Genomic DNA, 18,451 nt, shown 5'->3' with positions numbered 1-18,451 from the left:
AGGCCAGAAGGTTCAACAGGGTCAAGGCGCACCTCCCGCAGTGCTTCTATTTAGGTCAGCTTGGTTGACCTATTATCAGGCCTGGCCTTTCGCGTGAATACACAAAACGGTCATGGCGCATCGTCCAGGCAACATTTTGGCCCACAGATTTTCGCAAAAGCTAATGAAAAGCCATTGCACGCTCGGCGAGGCCAGCGCACGATTATGACCAGAAACTGGAAGTTGATAGAAAATCAATCCGGACCAAATGGGGGAACGCGTATGACGCTCGAGGTCATCGGGGCCGGCTTTGGCCGCACCGGCACGTGGTCGACTTTCGCCGCGCTGAACAGGCTCGGCTTTCCGAGCTACCACATGCAGGAAGTCATCATCAACAAGGCCAATAAGGGCCATCTCGCCTTCTGGCGCAAAGTGGCGAACAGCGAGCCAGGCACCCAGCATGACTGGAACCGGGTCTTCGCCAATTATCGGGCGACCGTCGACAATCCGGGCTGCTGCGTGTGGCGCGAGTTGATGGTCGCCTATCCGGACGCCAAGGTGCTTTTGACGCTGCACCCGCGCGGCGCCGAAGCCTGGTATGACAGCACCATCGACACGATCTACTTCACCGAGAATGTCTGGCAGTTCAGGGTGCTGGAATGGCTGACGCCATTCGGCCGCAAGTTCGGCGACATGTCGCGCAAGCTGGTCTGGGGCCGGACGCTGAAGGGCGTGATGAACGACCGCGACAAGGCGGTGGCGCGCTACAATTCCTATATCGAAGAGGTGAAGGCGGCAGTGCCGCCGGAAAAGCTCTTGGTGTTCAAGGTCAGCGACGGCTGGGCGCCGCTCTGCGATTTCCTCGGCGTCGATTTGCCCAACGAGCCCTTCCCCAATCTCAACGACCGCGCCAGCATCAAGAAGATCATCAACGGGATGATCATGGGGTCCTATCTGATGCTTGCCGGCGTCGCGGTGCTGATCGCGCTTGCGGCTGGCGGCTTTTGGTGGTGGCTTGGGTAGCGGACGGTACCCATCAACCCACCACGACCGCCGATGCCGCGTCTTCGGCGCCGCGCGATTAGAACGGCAGGCGGATTTCGTCGGGCTCGGCCCGCTCGGGCCAGCCGATGTCCTTCTGGATCTCCGCCGGCAGTTCGTAGAGCTCGCGCGTCGTCCTCCGGCGCTTGCTGGCCTGCGCGAAGGCGGCACGGATCCTGTTAAGACTTTTGATCATGAGAGCCTCCATACATCGATCAGCGGCGGAAAACCGGCGCCGCCTCTTCCCGGCGTCGCTTTTGCGATGCGTCTGTAACCAGTCGATAGCGCGCGAACGGTGAAATGCTTCACGAAGCCGGAGCGGCTTGAAACATATGCATGCAAATTAGTTTGTGGGATCGGCCACGCAGCCTGAGTGAAAATTGGGAGCTTGCGTGGCCTGCAATGTCAGACGCTTGGGCTTGTCGCCTGATGGGTTGATTCAATGGCCGGAGAGGGAGGCGATAGGTCGAGTTGTAGCTCGGCAATAAATTAACGGCTTCTAATTCACCTGGCTTTCGCACTCACTTTCCGCTCCGGGCCACTTCCCTGCCCGCGCGATAGACTATGCGGTCCTTCGGCACCGCTACCACCGCTTCGGGAACATGCTCAGCCTTCAGCGCAACGAAATCCGCCTTGGCGCCGGCAGCGATGCCATAGCCTTCGAGCCCTAGCGCCTTGGCGCCGGCATGGCTCACCACGTCGCAAGCGGCTTCCAGCTCCCAATCCTCGTAGAAGCCGGAGCGGTAGCCGATCATGTTGGCGCGGTTAAGCATGTCGCCATCGCCATAGGGCCACCATGAATCGCGGATGTTGTCGGAGCCGGCAAAGACTGTGACGCCAGCCTTGCGCAACGCCGCCAGGGGCGGGAAAGGATGGTCGCCGGGCGCGTTGGTCATGATAGCGATGCCGGCGGCGGCGATCCTCTCGGCGGCCCTGGCCAACGCATCGGGAGAGATGTCGCCCAGCGCATAGGCGTGGCTGATGACGACTTTTCCTTGCATGCTCGATGCCGTGGTCCGGGCGACGATCTCCTCGATCTCGAACAGGCCGAGCGTGCCGCGGTCATGCAGGTGGACGTCGACGCCGGCGCCGCGTTTTTCGGCGAGACCGAAGACGACATCGAGATGGCCCTTCACATCGCGGTCGAAGCTCGCCGGATCGAGCCCGCCGATCAGGTCGCAGCCGAGCCTGAGCGCCTCGTCCAGCAGCTCCGCAGTGCCTGGCGAGGACAGGATGCCGCTTTGCGGGAAGGCGACGAGCTGGATGTCGATCAGGTCGCGGTACTTCTCGCGCACCCCAAGGATCGTCTCCACATGCTTCAGCCCGACCACGGCATCGACCATGACATGGCTGCGCATGGCGAGGCTGCCATTGCCGACGCAGAGCTCGAGCTGGTTTCCCGCCCGCTCCTCCATGGCTGCTGCCTGCTCGAGGTTGCGCATCTGAAAGGCGACCCGCTCGCGCACGTCGAAGCCGTTGGTGCAGGGAATGTGAGGGCGCCAGGCGTCGCCATAAAAGGAGGTATCGAGATGGGTATGGCCCTCGACGAAAGCCGGCAGCACAAGCTGCCCGGCGAGGTCGACGGCACCGGACCTGGCTGCATTGCCGGCCGGAGCGATGGCGCTGAAGCGGCCGTCGGCGACGATGAGGTCACGGAGCGAGCCATCGGCAAGCCTGGCGTTGAGAAAATGAGTCTGATCCACGATGCAATCCGTTGAAAAGGCAAGCGTCAGTCGTCGCCGGTCGAACGGACGAGGTCAATGCGGCAAGGGATAGAAAGTGTTTCGCCTTGCCTTCTCGTTGTGGGGGGCGGCAAGCTCAACCCTCCGCATATACCGTCTTCGCGGAAGTTTCACCGGGCGGCAGATATGCGATGGTGAAGTCTGCGGTATGAGGCCGCCGTGGTCGACGCGGACGCCCAAGCACATCCCCAACAATGCGCCCCCAACGGCCGCGTCGACCATGAACGGAAATGGCAATGGCGACCTTGTCCAGGTCGCCGTTTCGACCGGCCCGCCTAAGTCAGCCTTGGATGCCGGCGTATTCGGCGACCAGCGGCTCATATTCCTCGAAGGACGGCAACGCTTCGTAGCTATGCACGGCCGACGTCGCCGCCCAAGGCAATTTCTCAGATGTCCAGGTCTCGATGAACGGGGCAAACCAGGCATGGTCGTCGAGCATTGTCGGGCGCAGGTTGACGAACCAGTCGATCCCCTCCGGCCGCGTGAACATCCAGGTCATGCAGTAGCCGCAGAAATAATGTTTTGAAGCGCCGTGCAGACCGCCGACCACCGGCTCGCCCTTCGTCACCTCGAAAGCTTCCGAGGGGATCGCCGCGCTCAGCGAATAGGCGCTGGACGACATCGACTGGCAACCGGTGCAATGACAGGCCATTGTAAGCAAGGGTTTTACGGAGATCTTCAGCCGCACGCGGCCGCAGCGGCAGCCTCCTTCAGCGGGTAGAGAAAGCGGCGGCAAGACGGGCTCCTTGGGTTGGATCGAGACTTTACCGACAAATATCGGCAGTGACAAAGGGGCGCGAAGGAACGCGGCCTTTCAGTTATTGCCCTCCAACCAGCTCCGCCGTGGTCGTCATCCGCGCGCCCTGCCCCGCGAAGGCCTCGTTGTGGCGGGCGATGATGTCGGGCGCCTTCTCCTCCAGTGAATCCAGCGTCGAATGTGCGTCGGAAACGACGGTGACGCCCAGACCTTCGGCGAAGGCTCCCTTTACAGTGGCGGCGACGCAGAAGTCGGTCTGGGCGCCGATGAGCACGACGTCCTTCGCGCCATGCCCCGCCACCCATTCGATGAGTTCGGAATTAGAGAAGGCGTTGCCGACATTCTTGCCGAAGGTCGGCTCGTCGTCGGCCTGACCGAGCAGCGGCCAGACCGGCCAGCCGGAGGCGCCCGGCGCCAGCGGATCGCCGGGCGGTCCGTTATGGCGGATGAAGGCCACCTTGCGGCCCGTGCGCCGCGCCCAAGCAATCAGCCTGCGGGCGCGTTCTGCGATGGTGTCGGCGTCGTGGATGGGCGGATCGAAACGGCCATCGAACATGCCCATCTGCAGGTCGATGACAATCAGCGGCGCGGCGGCGGAGGGGGCGGTGTCTGGCATGGCGCAAAGATAGCATGGGTGGGGGACGGGTCAAGAAGGAGGCAGGAGCCAGCAAGCAACAACTCGCGCGAACCATCTACAATTTTCGGTTGTATTCAGGATTAATCACAACTAAGGTGGTTGAGAGATCGGGGGATGACAATGGGATGAACAATACACCGTGTTCCTGATCGGAGGAGGCACGGGAGGTGACGAGCAGGCGGTTTTCACGCCGCACGATGTGGGGACCCGATGCAGGCTCACCTGCAGCTATCGCAATAAAGTGATCGTTGCTGAAGAAGACGACTACTTCGAAGCCCTATGCCAAATCCGCAATCAGCTCGAAGTGGAAGGACTACTACCCTTTTGTTATGGCGCGAGCGCCAATATTTTCCCTGAAGGCACCGTGACAGAGATGAGTCGAGGATTGGTGGTCTGCAAAGTAAAAGCGGGCGAGCCTCCCAAGAAGAGCGACTTAGTCAATATATTTGACGATGGCTATGATGTGATGCCCGTGTTCGTCTCGATGCAGCAGAAGTTTTGGGATTCGTGGCTCGCCTCCCTGCCCCGATCGCAAGACCCGGAGATAGTGAATTCGATGGACGGTGCGGCCCACTCCCTCTGGCAATCTCTAACACTTGGTTTTGCCAAGATATTGAAATCGCTTTTTCCACGGTCAGAGGGAAGATAAGGCGCCTGGCTTTTACGACATCAGCGGCATCGGACCCTTCAGCGCTTCCGCCAACCTGCTGCAGCCCAAGGCGCGCGGGCGCATCAACGGGTTGTTCGTCGGCATCTTCTGCATCGGCGGCGCGATCGACTCGCTGCTGGCCGGCATTGCCTGTGCCTGGGGCGGCTGGAACGCGGTGTGTACGGTCGGAGCGCTGTTCGGGGTGGTGGCGCTAGCGGTGGATTGGACCGAGTAGCACGATCTTCCCTTCTCCGCTTGTGGGGGAAGCTACCCAATCCCTCCTGTCACCGTATAGGCCCCGCCGACGCGCCCATCCGGCGACCTCACAATGGCCGTGACGATCGAACCATAGGAACCGCGCCAGACGCTATGGAAGCCTTGATGGGTCGTGGCCGGTACGATCACGCGACCGGTGAATCGGTTACCGTTGCCTTGCATGGAAACCGGCTCGCCGTTGACGTGGACTTTCACTACCGCCGCGTCGCCGACCTCCAGTGCAATCGCGATCTCATCGGTGGCGCCGGAGCGCGCCGTCTCAGCCGTGAGCGCCAGCGTGAGCGGGGCATCGCCGACACGACTTGCCGCGCCCCTGCCGTCGAACACATCATCGGCCAGCGGCGGCGTGCGCGGCGGAATGGTGCGGCGCTTCGTGGCGCGCTCGTAGTCGCCGGCGATCCTCAACAACACTACGTCATCATAAGCCTTGCCGGCGAAGGTGAGGCCGACGGGCATGCCGATATCGGCCATGGCGCCCATCGGCACCGTCACCGTCGGGATGCCGAGATGCCGCCAGACCAGATTGCCGTTGGCGACCCAGGTGCCGTTGCGCCAGGCAAGCCGGGCGGAAGCCTCGTTGATGTCGGCATCGGCCGGGCCGACATCGGCGACCGCCGGCAGCACCACGGCGTCGAGGCGGTTGGCATCGAGCCAGTCCTCGAAGTCGATGCGGCGCGTTGCTTCCAGGCCCTTCAGGCCTTTCTCGATGGTTGGGATGTCTTCCAATCGCGCCACCCCGCGCTTCGCTCGCTCGACATACTGCGCCAGATCGAAATCGGCATCGCCGTAGCGATCGCGCAACGTGCCCGGCGGTTGCGGGAAGATTTTTGCGCCGTCGACCGAAGCGAGATCGGGGATGGCCGAATCGGCGTTGGCGCGCAGGAAATCGTCCCAGGACCAGATGGACAGGTCCCAGATCTCGCGTTCGGCGAATTCCGGCGGCACAAGGCCGCGGTCGACCATCGACAGCGCGCCCCGACGGTCGCGTTCGTAGTTGGAGACGACAGGGAAATCGACCTCGACCACCTCGGCGCCGAGTGCTTCAAGGTCGCGCGCCGCCTGCCGCCACAACTCCAACACCGAGGCGCGCGTCTCGATCGGGCGCTCCGCGCCTTCGTCCTTGCCGATATACATTTTCGGCACGCCGAGCCGCTTGCCCTTGAGCGCGCCTTGCAGCGGAAGCGCGGCATATCTCGCCGGCCGCAGCGCCGAGGCTTTCGGGATTTGCACCCAGGGCTGCACGCGCCAGAAGTCGCCGCGCGTCTCGTTATCGTCAGCGACGATCACATCGAGCAGCTCCAGCATGTCGGGAATGGTCCGCGTATGCGGCACGACCACATCCATGGTCGGCACCAAAGGCCAGTTGCCGCGCACCGAGATGACGCCGCGCGAAGGCGTGTAGGCAACCAACGCGTTGTTGGATGCGGGCGCGCGGCCGGACGACCAGGTTTCCTCGCCCAGACCGAAAGCCGCGAAGCTGGCTGCGGTCGCCGTGCCGGAGCCGTTGGACGAGCCGGAGGCGAAAGCGGCGGTAAGGAAATCCTTGTTGTACGGGCTTTCGGCGCGGCCATAGACGCCGCGCTGCATGCCGCCATTGGCCATGGGCGGCATGTTGGTGAGGCCGATCAGCACCGCGCCGGCCGCGCGCAGCCGGGCGATGGTGAAAGCGTCCTCGTTCGCCATGAGATGCTCGAAGGTCGGCGAGCCGGCCGCCACCGTCAGCCCCTCGGCCTTGTAGCTGTCCTTGGCGGTGTAGGGGATGCCGTCGAGCGGTCCTAGCGTCTTGCCCTCGCGGCGGCGCCGGTCGGACGCTTCCGCCTCTTCGAACATCTTCGGGTTGAGGACCGGCACGGCGTTGAGCGCGATGCCGTGGCGATCGTAATGGGCGATGCGCCGCAGATACGCAGCGACCAGCTCGACGCTGGTGACGGTGCCGTCTTCCAGCGCGCGGCGCAGGTCAGCGATCGAGGCTTCGACGAGGTGGAGCATGATGGCGAGCGAATTCCCTTGTAGAAGTTGCGTTCCGTCACACCCCCCTCTGCCCTGCCGGGCATCTCCCCCGCAAGGGAGGAGATTGGCTGGCGCGACGGCTTTCGCCAATCGCTGACGCTGCAGAGAGGGCGCCGTCGCAGGAACTGCCGATCGCCCCCCTTGCGTGGGAGATGGCCGGCAGGGCAGAGGGGGTGCTATCCCGCCGGCCCGTCAGGTAATCCAAAGGCTCTATTCATTTTCCCGACGAATGCCCGCCTCCCGCCGTCGTGCTCTACGCTCAACCCACCAATCATTCTGCCAATTCTCATAGCCGAGAAGTGAGCCCTCCATCCGTTCGAGGGCTTCGTTCCAGCCGGTCTTGGCGGAGACTTTCGATGCCAGCAGATATGCGTCTATTCGCCATTCCTCGCCGGGGAGTGCGAAGAAGGCGCGCCGCCATCTTTCGAACTTCGGGAAGCGAGCGCGCTCGGCCTCGGTGAAGGGCGTGTCGATTATGCGGCGCACCAACCGACCCGAGCGGACGAACGGGTCGAAGCGGACCAGCATTTCCGCCAACCACTCCACCGGATAGGTGTCTTGGAACACCGCCAGAGGCTTGCGACCTTCAAGCATCAGCGGCAGCTCGAAATTCGTGTGAACGAGATACGGTGTCTGGCGGATTGGATGCCAGGACTGGACGCGATTGAACCTCGGGTCAAGCTCGCGAGGTGGGATGCATATCGCGCCTAGCCTTTGAATATCTCCCGGGTCCAATTCCCATGAGCCTGATAGCTGTGTGCTGCTGCAACCCAGAACCGCGCCAAGCTCTTTCAGGTCCAAGACGCAGATTTGAGCCTCAGCGACAGCCGAACCGGTCGCAAGATCGATCTCCTGCAGGACAAAATAAGTGGATTCGGCAGTGTTGCTCATGCGGCGACGGTGGCTGCTCGGACAGTCGTTGTACAGGTCTTCTTCGGATAAGCTGGCGTTCGTTGGCGCCCCTGTCTGCTCTGCCGGGCCATTTCTCCCCCCCCACTTGGGCGAGATTGGCTGTCGAGGCCGCTTTTCGCCCACCTCGAACGTCGCACTCACTCCGCGCCCCGGCAAACAGCACCGTGCCGTCCCCGCCCGCCGCCGGCCAGTCGCGGATGGTGCGGTCGATGCCGCCGGTCAATAGCGTGCCGTCGGCGGCGAAGGCGACCGAATACATAGGACCAGTGCCGGAGTCGAATTCGGCGATCTCAGCGCCGGTGTCCACGTTCCAGATCCTCGCGGTGCCATCCAGCGAGACGGAGCCAAGGCGCTTGCCGTCGGCCGACAAAGCGAGCGCGTAGACCGTGCCGGAATGGCCGTCGAAGCGGCGAACCTCCTTGAAGCTGTCGAGGTCCCAGAGCTTGATCGTGTAGTCGCCGCTGCCGGTCACCGCATGATGGCCATCGGCCAGGAAGACCGCGCCATAAGCGCCGCGGTCGTGGCCGTGCCAGCTGCGCAGCTGCTTGCCCGAAACGATATCCCAGAGCTTCAGCTCACCGTCGATGCTGCCGGTGAGCGCCCTGGTGCCGTCGGGCGAGATGGCGACGGAGCTCACCGACCAGTCGTGGCCCGGCAGCACGTGCAGCACCGCCCCCTTCCCCAGGTCCCAAACCACGACAGAACCGGTGTCGTGACCGCTGACGGCGCGCTTGCCGTCCGGGCTGATCTTCAATTGCCCGACGCCGCCGTTCGCCCCTGAGGAGAAGACGTGCAGCACGGTGCCGTCGGATAGCTGGCGCAGCACGATTTCGCCGTCGTCGCCGGCGGTGAGCGCGGTCTTGCCGTCGGGCATGAAAAGCGCGATGCGCGCCATATCTTTGTGCTGGCCAAGATCGCGGATCAGCCGCTTGCCGTCGATGTCCCAGAGCTTGATCATGCGGTCGGTGCTGGCGCTCAAGATCTCGTGGCCGTCGGCCGACACCGCCAGCCAGACGACGGCTTCGCGGTGGCCTTCCAGCGCGGTCGGCTGGGCCGGAGGTGCTGGCGGAGGCGGCGCCTCCGTCTGCGGCGGCGTTGCGGGCGCGAGTGCCGTCTGCTCGGTTGGCTGGACCGGCTCTGCCGGTTGGGCGGGCTGCGGCGCGGACTCGGCCGGCGCGGCGGCTGTCGGCGCCGGCTGGACAGGAGCCGCAACCGGCTCGGGCAGCGCGGGCTTTGCGGCCTCTTCCTGTGCGGATACAGGCGCGGCTGGCTCGATGCTCGCCTCAGGCGTGTTTGGTTTTGTGCTCGCCTCCGGCTCGGCAGACCACTGCGCCGGCTCCGCCGGCGCAGTGGCGACCTCCTTCGCCGGTTCGCTGCCCGGCGCCCGCCACGGACCAAACTGGTCGGCGACGATCACGATCAGGGCCAGAAGCGGCAAGGCGAGTGCTGCGCGGCGCAACCGCGGATGGCCGGCCGGCGCGACCTCGGCGTCGCGACCGAACAAAGGGGCGGCCGGATCGTGCCTGGCGGCGCCCGGCAGCAGGCCGGCGAGGAAAAGCAGCCCGGCAAGGATCGACAGCAAGCCGGCCGCGCCGAGGACTTCCAGGCGCGTCGTCGCCTCCAGCCCACCGCCCAGCGCCGGATAGAGCTTGGCGAAAGAGGCAATGCCGACGATCAGCATCGCCAGCGCCAGCAGCCTGTCGGTCGATCTCTTCATCAGTTTCCCCCGCGCCTCGCGGCCCCAAGTCCTTACAATCCGATGGCGACAGGCGGCCCGGCATCTTAGCGGAGCCCGCGGCCAGCCTAAGTGCAGGACTTCACACTTCGCCAGCCGATATCTCGGCATCCAGCTCCAACCGGCGCGGCGCCCACTATTGGGCGATGTTGTATCAGTAGAACGCTATCCCCAGGAACAGAAAAGCTCGCTCCACGCCGGTCATTGACAGAAATTGCTTATGTGAGATTATCCGCCGGGATTTTCAGGGGAGAACATCTTATGAAGAAGACTTACGAGAAGCCTGTTTTGGTCCGCAAGGGCAAGCTTTCGGCGGTGGTGGCCGGTCCGTCGGTCATCGTCAACGGCAGCACCACCTAATGATGTAATTTCAGCGCCGTAGCAGGAACGCTAACGGTGAAGAGCTTGCCCGGGCGTTTGCTTGACGGCAGACGTGCGTATGAGATCGTGCGGCGAAACTTCGGGAGAGCTTGGATGAAGAGAACCTATGTGAAGCCGACCCTGGTCAAGAAGGACAGGCTTTCGGCAATCACCGCGAACGGCGCAGCTTCCGTCGTATTCTGAGCCAAAAGGCGCATTGCAGACCTTCAGGCGGCGCGCGTTAGCCTTGCTTGAGATATCGCAGGAATTGCCGCGCGTTGGCCGGCATATGTCAAAGCGCCACGATCAGATCGTCGAGCACAGCCTGCCAGTGGTGTCTGGTGGAGATACGCACACGCGTCACCGCCTCCAGCATGGGCGCGTATTGAACGGGCGCCAGCGCCGACAGCACGATTTCGTCGCGCGCGACCGCCTCCTCCCCCAACCAGCTTTCCACCAGCGCGGTCTCTCCTTCCGAGGCCAGCCAGGCCGCCGTGAGCATCACCGAGTGGAAGCCGAAGGGCGTGGCGCGACCGAACTCGGCCGGATGGCCGCTGCTGGTATAGGCGATGTAGGCGCCGGACACGTTGCCGTTGGCATAGCCCTCGCTGTTGGCGGTGTGGTCGCGCGCCATGGCGTTCAGATTGCGCCAGTCTAGCCCGGCGTGGCCGGAGGGCACTTTGCACAGGCCGCGCGGGGTTATGTCGTCGAAGCCGATGGCCTTGAGCGCCGCGTCGGGCGCGAGCGCGCCGCGCGCCAACAGGCCGAGATCGACCGGATAGGCCGACAGCTTGAGCCTTCGGTCGAGCCCCGAGCCCGCAATGACGATTTCATCGGCATCGACGCCGAGCGGGAAGCGGAAGGCGGCGTCGGCAGGCAGCGCCCGGTTCTCGAGCAACTGACCTTTGCCCATGACCGACAGCGTGACGCCCGTCGCGACCGGCGTCCTGCCATTCAACGTCCGCCCCGGCGCTAGGCCGACCGGCTTCGGCAACGCCTCGCCGATGAGGCCGACCATGGCGCCCGGCGCATCCCGCAGGCACACCGTCTGGTCCCGGTTGGCACTGCTGGCGCGCCAGCCCGGCGGCACCGAGACCGAGAAACGATAGACACCTGGCCGCTGGATCGCCGCGCTGCGGCGCTTCGACGACATCGGGAAATTCGCGAAACCGGCAGCGTTGCTGCGCGCCGAAGCAAGGAAAGTGCCGCGTTCGTTGTAGAGCCGCACGACGATGCCCGCCATCGGCCGGTCGGCTTGACCATAGGTGCCGTCGCCGTCGACATCCATGTAGACGAAGGACGAGAAGTTGAGCTTGCCGGATGTCGCCGCCCACGCGGCGCGCGGCGCATAGTCGCCCGCCGGATTGGGGTTGCCGCGCGCTCTGCGGCGCTTGCGGCGCCAGCGCAGCGCGATCGCGATGAGGGCGATCGCACCGGCAAAGACGAGGGCGGAGATGAGGGCGACGAGGGCGGTGTCAGCCATGGCGGCCAGGCGACGGCTGCAGACCGGTGTTCAAGACCATCAGGTCACCCCCCCTCTGATTCTTGGCAGACTAGAGCACGATGCCGAAAAGTGTGAAGCGGTTTTCCGACGACATCATGCTCTATCTCTTTGATATGGAGACGGATTCAGACTTCAGGTCGATTCGACCTGAAGTTATCCGGCTCTAGCGTTGGGCGCTGATGCTGCAAGGTATGTCCGCAGGAAATTCGTCTTGAATAGTAATCCCGGCGGGACGGCGCGGGCCTTCCTTTCTTGCCGGAGAAGGTCAGGTCGCCAATTCCACCCAGACCGGCGCGTGATCGCTGGGGTTTTCTCCTCCCCGCACCTCACGGTCGATGCCCGCCGCTTTCAGTTTTCGAGCGAGCTTCTTCGACAACAGGATGTGGTCGAGCCGCAAGCCGGCGTCGCGCGGCCAGCGGTTCCGGCGATAGTCCCAGAAAGTGTAGAGCCGCTGCTCCTTGGGAAAAACCTTGCGCAACGCGTCCGTCCAGCCCTGGTCGATCAGCGCGGCGAAGACGGCGCGGCTTTCAGGCTGCACCAGCGCGTTATTGTCATAGGACCGGGTCTCATAGATGTCGCGCGGCTCGGGCACGATGTTGAAATCGCCGGCGAGCGCTACCGGCAGGCCGGTGTCGAGGAGCTCACCCGCATGCGCCGCGAAGCGCTCGTGCCAGGCGAGCTTGTAGGCGAATTTCGGGCCGGGCTGCGGATTGCCGTTTGGCGCATAGAGGCAAGCGATGACGACGCCGTCGACCGCCGCCTCGATGTAGCGGGCCTGGCGGTCGGCATCGTCGCCGGGCAGCGCATCGCGCGTCAGCACAGGCTCGGCGCCGCGTGCGAGGATCGCGACCCCATTCCAGGTCGGCTCCCCCTTCCACACCGCGCCATAGCCGGCCTTGGCGAGCCGGGTCAGCGGGAATTGCGTGTCGCGGGATTTCAGCTCCTGCAGGCAGACGACATCGGGCTTTGCCTTGGCGAGCCAGGCGAGCAGGTTTTCCAGCCGGCTGTTGATGTTGTTGATGTTGAAGGTGGCGAGTTTCATCAGCTCATCAGAACAAGAGCCCAGATGTGTCGCAAGAGGGCAGCAGGATGTGCTTCGGCACCCATCCATTCAGCGCCGGCGCCGAGAGTTATGGCTGAGCCATCCGTGCCTTCACAGTCTCCGCCACCGTCCTCAAATGATCCGCGGCCGAAAAGCCCGAGATCGCCTTGCGTGGCTTCAGATCGTGGTCGCCGTCCTCCAGCCAGATCACCTCGATGGCAGGAGAAAGGCCGTAGGTCGCGACTTCCTCCTTCGTGCCGAACTCGTCGCGCGTGCCCTGGAAGATCAGCGTCGGCGTCTTCAGGTCGGCGAGATGCTTTGTGCGCAACTGCTCCGGCTTGCCCGGCGGATGAAAGGGATAGCCGAGACAGACCAGCCCGCCGATCTCGCCCTTGGCGAACATCTCGCCGGCGACCATGGAGGCGACGCGGCCGCCCATCGACTTGCCGCCGATGATCAGTCTGCCGGTCACGCCCTTGGCGCGCAGATCCGCGATCGCCTTGACGTATTCCGGGTTCACCGTCTCGGCGCGCGGCGGCGGCTTGCGATGGCCGTAGCGGCGCGCCGCCATGTAGTGGAACTCGAAGCGTGCGACGCGGAAGCCGGCCGCTGCGAGCGCCTTGGCGGTGGCGGCCATCGACGCGGAATCCATCGGTGCGCCGGCGCCATGCGCGAGCAGGATGGTAACGGGGGCGGAGTCATCTCCGTCGAAGAGGAAACTGGTCATGGGGAGGTCTCGCTTGCGAGGCCGAGTTCCGTCACACCCCTCTCTGGCCTGCCGGGCATCTCCCTTTCAAGGAGGGAGATCAGCCGTTGCGTCGGATTTCGCCAACCGCCAGCGTGGGACGATAAGTACGGCGCCTGAACTGCCAATCTCACCCCTTGCGGGGGAGATGGCCGGCAGGCCAGAGGGGGGTGCTCAAGCGCGAACATCTCGCTCACCTGCCATATGCAGATCCACGAACTGTATCCCCTTCTGCGCAGTCCGCGCCCAATCGGACACCGCATCCAGCTCCAGATATCGCACCCACAGCCGGCGAGCCTCGGTTAGATTGCCCGCATCGAACTCCAGGCGCGCGAGATTGAACACCGGATCGGCGTAAGTCTTGTCGAGCACGATCGCCTTCTGCAGATGCCGGCGCGCCGAAGCGACCTTGCCTTCGTCGCTCATCAGGCCGGCGAGATTGAACCAGGCCTCGACGAAGCCGGGGTCGAGCTTTATCGCGCGGGCATAATCATGCGCGGCTTCGGCAACCCGGCTGGCGCCGCGCAGGCAGTTGGCGCGGTTGAAGGCGGCAATCGCATCCTTGGGATCGATCGCCAGACAGCGCTGGTAGAGCGCAGCCGCGTCGTCGTGACGCCCTTCCTCTTCCGCGGCTTCCGCCTCGGCGAACAATTCCTCCAGCGTGTCGTCTTCCGGTGAGCCGAGATCGAACAGCAGCTGACCATCGAGCTCGCTCCTGCCTTCGTCGAGATAGATCGCATCCGGGCGGCCATGCTGCGAGCCTAGATTGAGCGACTTGGCGGTGAGCGATGCGACCGGGCCGGAGCGATGCACCGAGCGCGCGATCGCGCCCCAGGTGGCGCCGCTGGCAATCAGCCCGGCATACTTCCTCGCCAAGATCAGATCGCGGAAGGAATATGGTTCGCCGTCATGCTCGAAGGCATCGAACAGCGACAGCATGTCGAGATCATCACCCGCCAGCCGCGATTGGTCGATTAGCGACTGCCTGGAGAGCGACGAAGCGTCGGGCGCCTTCATCAACCCAAGCAGGCGCAGGAAACCGCTCTCGCTGATCAGCGCGCGGCCTAATTCGCGCTCGGCCTTCGCGCGGCGCTCGATTTCGGCATCGCCGGATTTCGCCGCCTTGGAGAGAAGCGTGCGACCGAACAGGACGTGAGTGGTGCGGCGGGTGACGCCGCGCCGCAACTCCGCATGGCGGCGCTCGACCTCGCGGGCAGCGAGGCGCAGCGGAAAGGCGGCCAGCGCGCCGATGACGCCGAAGACGGCGCCGGGAACGATCACTGGCCCTGCATTTCCCGTCACTTCTTGCTCTTGCCGACAGCCTTCAACAGGTTCGCCTTCAGCGGATTTTCAGCCGCGCCGCCGGCAGCCGCCTTCTTGGCTGGCTTGGCTGGCGCTTCCTCGGCCTTGCTCTTCGACTTGGCTGGCGGCTTCGTCTGCTGCGACAGACTCGCCTTCAGCGCATCCATCAGGTTGATGACGTTGCCACGCTCCGGCGCGGCCGCGATGATCGGCTTGTGGCCCTTCAGCTTCTCGCGGATCATCGCCATCAGCGCCACTTCATAGCGGTCCTCGTAGTTCTTCGGATCGAAGTGCGTTTCCTTCTGCTTGATCAACGCCAGCGCAAGCTCCAGCATTTCCGGATCCGGCTTGCCGGCCGGAATGTTGCCGAAATATTCAGCCGTGCCGCGCACTTCGTTGGGATTCCTCAAGGTGCAGACGAACATGCCGTTCTCGCGCGGGCCGATCGTCACCACGCGCTCGCGGCTGGAGAGTACCAGGCGGGCGATCGCCAGCTTGCCGGACTTGCGCATGGCTTCGCGCAGCACCGCGAAGGTTTCCTCCGCCATGGCGCCGTCGGGCGCGAGATAATAGGGCGAATCCTGGTAGATGACGTCGACCTCGCTCTCGTCGACGAAGGCCTCGATGTTCATCGTGTGGTTGGATTCGATCCTGACCGCGTCGAGGTCGGCGTCATCGATGATGATGTACTGCTTGTCCTCATATTCGTAGCCGCGCACCAGGTCCGAGCGCTCGACAAGGCCAAGCTCGGGGTCGACCGGCTTCATGTTGATGCGGTTGTGGGTCTTCTTGTGCAGCTGATTGAACGAAATGCGCTCGCTCGCGCTGGTGGCCGGGTAAAGCCGGACCGGACAGCTGACGAGGCTGAGTTTGAGGTAACCTTTCCAACTTGCCCTGGGCGCCATGATGAACTCCTACGCGGCCATGCACTGACACTATGTTGGAGCATGGTCTTGTCCAAAAACCGGTTCCCACTTTTGGGGACCATGCTCTTTGCAGCGCTTCGTCCTGAGGACGATCAGCGCCGTGGAAATCCTACACCGCCCCCTGATGATAGTGCCGAATTCCTAGCGAAATGTTTTTCGGGGCGGTTGGCGCGGAGAATAATTCAAATTGTAAGAAGCGTCGATGGAGACGGAACCGAAACGCTGGCAGGACAGAGGGGGTGTGACGGAATGGCAAACGCCTGCGGTTTACCTCCCCTCAACCACCGGCAAATCCCTTGCCGCCTCATCGATCTCCGCCCAGGGATCGCCTGACGTCTCCAGCAGCCCCGGCAGCGAGGCGTAATTCAGGTCCTCCGGCGCGTCGATTGTCTCCAGGTCGGTCCAGCTCACCGGCGTCGAGGCCGGCAGATTGGTGCGGGCGCGCAGCGAATAGGGCGCGGCTGAAGTGTGGCCGCGCGCGTTGCGGTGGAAGTCGATGAAGATGCGCTTCTTGCGGTTTTCCTTGCCCATCGTCGTGGTGAAGGTGTCGGGCGCGCTTGCCGCCAGCAAAGTCGAAATCGCGCTCGATGCCTGATGCAGTTTCTTCCAGTTCTGCTTTCGGGTCACCGGCACGGTGATGTGGATGCCTTTGCCACCCGAGGTTTTGGCGAATGGCACCAGGCCCAGGCTCTCCAGCCCGCCCTTGATGTTGACGGCGGCCTCAACCACCTCGCGCCAGGAAATCCCCTCGCCCGGGTCGAGGTCGAAGACGATCTGGTCGGGCTTGTCGAGTTTTGTGCGGTGCGTGCCCCAGGTGTGGAACTCGACGACGCCGAATTGCGCCAGCGCCAGATAGCCCTTGGCGTCCTCGACCGAGAGATAGGTTTTCGTCTCGCCCTCCGAATTGGTGCTCTCGAACACCGCCACCGAAGGCGGCATACCGGTGAAGGCGTGACGCTGGAAGAAACAGTCCTGCGGCTTGCCGGTCGGGCAGCGCACCAGCGACACCGGCCGGCCGATGATATGCGGCAGCATGAAATCGCCGACCAGCGCGTAATAGACGGCGATGTCGAGTTTTGTTGGCCCGGTCTTGCCGAACAGCCGCCGCTCCGGATTGGTGACCCAGATGGTGGCGAGATCGGCTTCGGCGATCAGCCGCTTGCGCTTGACCGCCACCGGCGTGGTCAGCCCGCCGACATCGCGCAACCCGCGAAAGACGCCGTGCCGGATCGCATTATCGCCGGTGCGGTTCGAATAATGGATGCGGGCCGACAGCAGCGGCTTCACCCAGTGCATTTCGCGCATGACCTCGCGCGGCACGCCTTCAGGCGGGCTGGCACCGGCGGTCAGCCGCTCCAGCCGGGCCAGCAGGTCCGTCGCCATGTCGCGGTCGAAGCCGGTGCCGACCTTGCCGCGATAGTGCAGCTCGCCATTTTCGAACTCGGCCATGCCGAGCGCCGCCAGCCCCTCCGCCCGGTCGGAGACGGTGTAGCCGGCGATGACGAAATCATCCGTCTTTTGCGCCTTCACCTTGGTCCAGCTCTTGGTTCGACCGCTTTGGTAGATGGCGTCGGCGCGTTTGGAAACGACGCCTTCGAGTCCCAGTTCCGTCGCCTGTTCATAGAGCCCGCGCCCGTCACCCTCGACATGATCGCTATACTGGATGGCGGAATTGGCGGCCTGGCCGGCGAGCAGTTCGGCGAGCAGCGCTTTGCGCCTTTGCAGCGGCGCCTTGCGCAGGTCCCAGCCGTCGAGATGGAGCAGGTCGAAGGCGTAGAAATGCAGTTTTGAGCCGGCCCCTTCGGCCAGCGCGTCCTGCAGCAGCGCGAAGCGGGAGATGCCCTTGTCGTCGAGCACCATGATCTCGCCGTCGATGATTGCTTCGGCGACCGGCAGTCGCAAAAAAGCCTGCGGAAGATCACCATAGCGCTTGGTCCAGTCGATGCCGCCCCGGGTGATCAGCCGCACCTCGCCATCCACCACATGCGCCATGGTGCGGTAACCGTCGAACTTGATCTCGTGCAGCCAGAGTTGGTCGGTGCGCTCCGCGAGATTATCGCTGCCTGGCGGCTTCGACACCTGCGTGGCGAGCTGCGGCTCGATGCGGCTCGGCGGGTTAGCCTTGACGGCGCCGGGCAGCGCGCCGGGCTTCAGCGAGCCCCGCTTTGGCGGCAGGCGTTCCGTCTTCTTCGGCGCCGCCGCCAGTTCTTCGATGCGGCGGCCGGACTTCACGCTCTCCGGCCGTGCCTCGAGGATGTCGAGCCTGGTGTCGGAAGCGAGGTCGCGCTCCTTGAACAAGAGCCAGTTCTTCTTGTTCTCATCCTCGCCGGGCTTCGGCTTCAGCCGGGTCAGCATCCAGCCGCCATTGAGTTTTTGCCCGGCCAGCCGGAACTTGAAGGCGCCGGTCCTGAGGCTTTTCTCGACATCCTCCATCGGCGCCCAGGTGCCGGTGTCCCACACGATCATCGGCCCGCCGCCATATTCGCCCTCGGGGATGACGCCCTCGAAATCGATATATTCGATCGGATGGTCCTCGGTCTCGACGGCGAGACGCTTGTCGGCGGGGTTGAGCGAGGGCCCGCGCGGGACGGCCCAGCTCTTCAGGACGCCGCCGACTTCGAGGCGCAGATCATAGTGGTCGGCGGTGGCGTGGTGCTTGTGCACGACGAAGCGGTTGGAACCGTCGGCGGAAAGGCTGCCGGCCGGTTCGGGGGTGCGGGAGAATTCGCGTTTGGCGCGGTAGGATTTGAGGTTGGCGGGCATGGACTAAGTGCCGAGGCGCAGACGGGACAATGGCAAACGCCTCGTTCCTTCGCGCCCCCCTCTGTCCTGCC

General features: G+C 64.0%; 18 protein-coding genes. 5 read left to right on the top strand and 13 right to left on the bottom strand.

What is annotated here, in order from left to right; genetic code table 11:
* The first annotated feature begins 261 nt into the window (after positions 1-261).
* Complete coding sequence (locus LB528_RS27265) at positions 262-1,002, top strand: sulfotransferase family protein (RefSeq protein ID WP_224516068.1); 741 nt, start codon at positions 262-264, stop codon at positions 1,000-1,002.
* Positions 1,003-1,060: 58 nt separating this feature from the next.
* Here the strand turns inward: LB528_RS27265 and LB528_RS27260 are convergent, their stop codons facing one another.
* From LB528_RS27260 to LB528_RS27245, 4 genes are all read right to left on the bottom strand, one after another.
* Positions 1,061-1,216 (bottom strand): hypothetical protein, encoded by a 156-nt coding sequence (locus LB528_RS27260; protein ID WP_224516067.1) that lies wholly within the window; start codon positions 1,214-1,216, stop codon positions 1,061-1,063.
* Between the two features lie 325 nt (positions 1,217-1,541).
* On the bottom strand, positions 1,542-2,726 hold the full coding sequence (locus LB528_RS27255) for an amidohydrolase family protein (protein ID WP_411962271.1): 1,185 nt from the start codon (positions 2,724-2,726) through the stop codon (positions 1,542-1,544).
* Positions 2,727-3,042: 316 nt separating this feature from the next.
* A complete protein-coding gene (locus LB528_RS27250; RefSeq protein ID WP_224516065.1) occupies positions 3,043-3,498 on the bottom strand; it encodes a GFA family protein in 456 nt (151 codons plus the stop codon).
* An 82-nt stretch (positions 3,499-3,580) separates the two neighbouring features.
* Positions 3,581-4,135: an isochorismatase family protein gene (locus LB528_RS27245; protein ID WP_224516064.1), complete on the bottom strand. Its 555-nt coding sequence runs from the start codon at positions 4,133-4,135 to the stop codon at positions 3,581-3,583.
* Positions 4,136-4,295: 160 nt separating this feature from the next.
* On the opposite strand from LB528_RS27245, the gene LB528_RS27240 reads away from it, so the two are divergent.
* The gene (locus tag LB528_RS27240; RefSeq protein WP_224716957.1) at positions 4,296-4,805 is read left to right on the top strand and encodes a hypothetical protein; all 510 of its coding nucleotides are present in this window, start codon (positions 4,296-4,298) and stop codon (positions 4,803-4,805) included.
* A 91-nt stretch (positions 4,806-4,896) separates the two neighbouring features.
* The gene (locus tag LB528_RS27235) at positions 4,897-5,040 is read left to right on the top strand and encodes a hypothetical protein (protein ID WP_224516062.1); all 144 of its coding nucleotides are present in this window, start codon (positions 4,897-4,899) and stop codon (positions 5,038-5,040) included.
* Positions 5,041-5,072: 32 nt separating this feature from the next.
* Here the strand turns inward: LB528_RS27235 and LB528_RS27230 are convergent, their stop codons facing one another.
* From LB528_RS27230 to LB528_RS27220, 3 genes are all read right to left on the bottom strand, one after another.
* Positions 5,073-7,070 carry an amidase gene (locus tag LB528_RS27230; protein ID WP_224516061.1) on the bottom strand — a complete coding sequence of 666 codons (1,998 nt, stop codon included), beginning with the start codon at positions 7,068-7,070 and terminating at the stop codon, positions 5,073-5,075.
* 231 nt (positions 7,071-7,301) lie between these two features.
* Positions 7,302-7,982 carry a hypothetical protein gene (locus LB528_RS27225; RefSeq protein WP_224716956.1) on the bottom strand — a complete coding sequence of 227 codons (681 nt, stop codon included), beginning with the start codon at positions 7,980-7,982 and terminating at the stop codon, positions 7,302-7,304.
* Entirely contained in the window at positions 7,909-9,720 is a 1,812-nt protein-coding gene (locus LB528_RS27220) for a WD40 repeat domain-containing protein (protein WP_224716955.1), read from the bottom strand. The genes LB528_RS27225 and LB528_RS27220 overlap by 74 nt, the downstream gene beginning before the upstream one ends.
* 279 nt (positions 9,721-9,999) lie before the next feature.
* Here LB528_RS27220 and LB528_RS27215 point away from each other — a divergent pair, with 279 nt between their 5' ends.
* On the top strand, positions 10,000-10,098 hold the full coding sequence (locus tag LB528_RS27215; protein ID WP_224516057.1) for a putative RiPP precursor: 99 nt from the start codon (positions 10,000-10,002) through the stop codon (positions 10,096-10,098).
* 114 nt (positions 10,099-10,212) lie between these two features.
* Positions 10,213-10,302: a putative RiPP precursor gene (locus LB528_RS27210; protein ID WP_224716954.1), complete on the top strand. Its 90-nt coding sequence runs from the start codon at positions 10,213-10,215 to the stop codon at positions 10,300-10,302.
* A gap of 88 nt (positions 10,303-10,390) precedes the next feature.
* Here the strand turns inward: LB528_RS27210 and LB528_RS27205 are convergent, their stop codons facing one another.
* The 6 genes from LB528_RS27205 to ligD all read right to left on the bottom strand — a co-directional run bounded on the left by LB528_RS27205 (position 10,391) and on the right by ligD (position 18,380).
* The gene (locus tag LB528_RS27205) at positions 10,391-11,581 is read right to left on the bottom strand and encodes a hypothetical protein (RefSeq protein ID WP_224516055.1); all 1,191 of its coding nucleotides are present in this window, start codon (positions 11,579-11,581) and stop codon (positions 10,391-10,393) included.
* A 286-nt stretch (positions 11,582-11,867) separates the two neighbouring features.
* Positions 11,868-12,644 carry an exodeoxyribonuclease III gene (xth, locus tag LB528_RS27200; RefSeq protein WP_224716953.1) on the bottom strand — a complete coding sequence of 259 codons (777 nt, stop codon included), beginning with the start codon at positions 12,642-12,644 and terminating at the stop codon, positions 11,868-11,870.
* A gap of 88 nt (positions 12,645-12,732) precedes the next feature.
* Positions 12,733-13,371 (bottom strand): alpha/beta fold hydrolase, encoded by a 639-nt coding sequence (locus tag LB528_RS27195; RefSeq protein WP_224716952.1) that lies wholly within the window; start codon positions 13,369-13,371, stop codon positions 12,733-12,735.
* A gap of 192 nt (positions 13,372-13,563) precedes the next feature.
* Positions 13,564-14,670 carry a tetratricopeptide repeat protein gene (locus LB528_RS27190; protein WP_411962270.1) on the bottom strand — a complete coding sequence of 369 codons (1,107 nt, stop codon included), beginning with the start codon at positions 14,668-14,670 and terminating at the stop codon, positions 13,564-13,566.
* 17 nt (positions 14,671-14,687) lie between these two features.
* Positions 14,688-15,596: a Ku protein gene (locus LB528_RS27185; protein ID WP_224716950.1), complete on the bottom strand. Its 909-nt coding sequence runs from the start codon at positions 15,594-15,596 to the stop codon at positions 14,688-14,690.
* Positions 15,597-15,884: 288 nt separating this feature from the next.
* Positions 15,885-18,380, bottom strand: a complete 2,496-nt coding sequence (gene ligD / locus LB528_RS27180) for a DNA ligase D (RefSeq protein ID WP_224716949.1) — start codon at positions 18,378-18,380, stop codon at positions 15,885-15,887.
* Positions 18,381-18,451 lie beyond the last annotated feature (71 nt).

It is taken from the genome of Mesorhizobium sp. CA4 (genome assembly GCF_020165075.1).
GTDB lineage: Bacteria > Pseudomonadota > Alphaproteobacteria > Rhizobiales > Rhizobiaceae > Mesorhizobium.
This window is presented reverse-complemented; position numbering and strand designations above follow the sequence as displayed.

Excerpts from the sequence above, each read along its gene's own strand:
- LB528_RS27265 (WP_224516068.1), top strand. The coding sequence starts at position 262 with ATGACGCTCGAGGTCATCGGGGCCGGCTTTGGCCGCACCGGCACGTGG.
- LB528_RS27260 (WP_224516067.1), bottom strand. The coding sequence starts at position 1,216 with ATGATCAAAAGTCTTAACAGGATCCGTGCCGCCTTCGCGCAGGCCAGC.
- LB528_RS27245 (WP_224516064.1), bottom strand. The coding sequence starts at position 4,135 with ATGCCAGACACCGCCCCCTCCGCCGCCGCGCCGCTGATTGTCATCGAC.
- LB528_RS27230 (WP_224516061.1), bottom strand. The coding sequence starts at position 7,070 with ATGCTCCACCTCGTCGAAGCCTCGATCGCTGACCTGCGCCGCGCGCTG.
- LB528_RS27225 (WP_224716956.1), bottom strand. The coding sequence starts at position 7,982 with ATGAGCAACACTGCCGAATCCACTTATTTTGTCCTGCAGGAGATCGAT.
- LB528_RS27220 (WP_224716955.1), bottom strand. The coding sequence starts at position 9,720 with ATGAAGAGATCGACCGACAGGCTGCTGGCGCTGGCGATGCTGATCGTC.
- LB528_RS27215 (WP_224516057.1), top strand. The coding sequence starts at position 10,000 with ATGAAGAAGACTTACGAGAAGCCTGTTTTGGTCCGCAAGGGCAAGCTT.
- LB528_RS27210 (WP_224716954.1), top strand. The coding sequence starts at position 10,213 with ATGAAGAGAACCTATGTGAAGCCGACCCTGGTCAAGAAGGACAGGCTT.
- LB528_RS27205 (WP_224516055.1), bottom strand. The coding sequence starts at position 11,581 with ATGGCTGACACCGCCCTCGTCGCCCTCATCTCCGCCCTCGTCTTTGCC.
- xth (WP_224716953.1), bottom strand. The coding sequence starts at position 12,644 with ATGAAACTCGCCACCTTCAACATCAACAACATCAACAGCCGGCTGGAA.
- LB528_RS27195 (WP_224716952.1), bottom strand. The coding sequence starts at position 13,371 with ATGACCAGTTTCCTCTTCGACGGAGATGACTCCGCCCCCGTTACCATC.
- LB528_RS27185 (WP_224716950.1), bottom strand. The coding sequence starts at position 15,596 with ATGGCGCCCAGGGCAAGTTGGAAAGGTTACCTCAAACTCAGCCTCGTC.
- ligD (WP_224716949.1), bottom strand. The coding sequence starts at position 18,380 with ATGCCCGCCAACCTCAAATCCTACCGCGCCAAACGCGAATTCTCCCGC.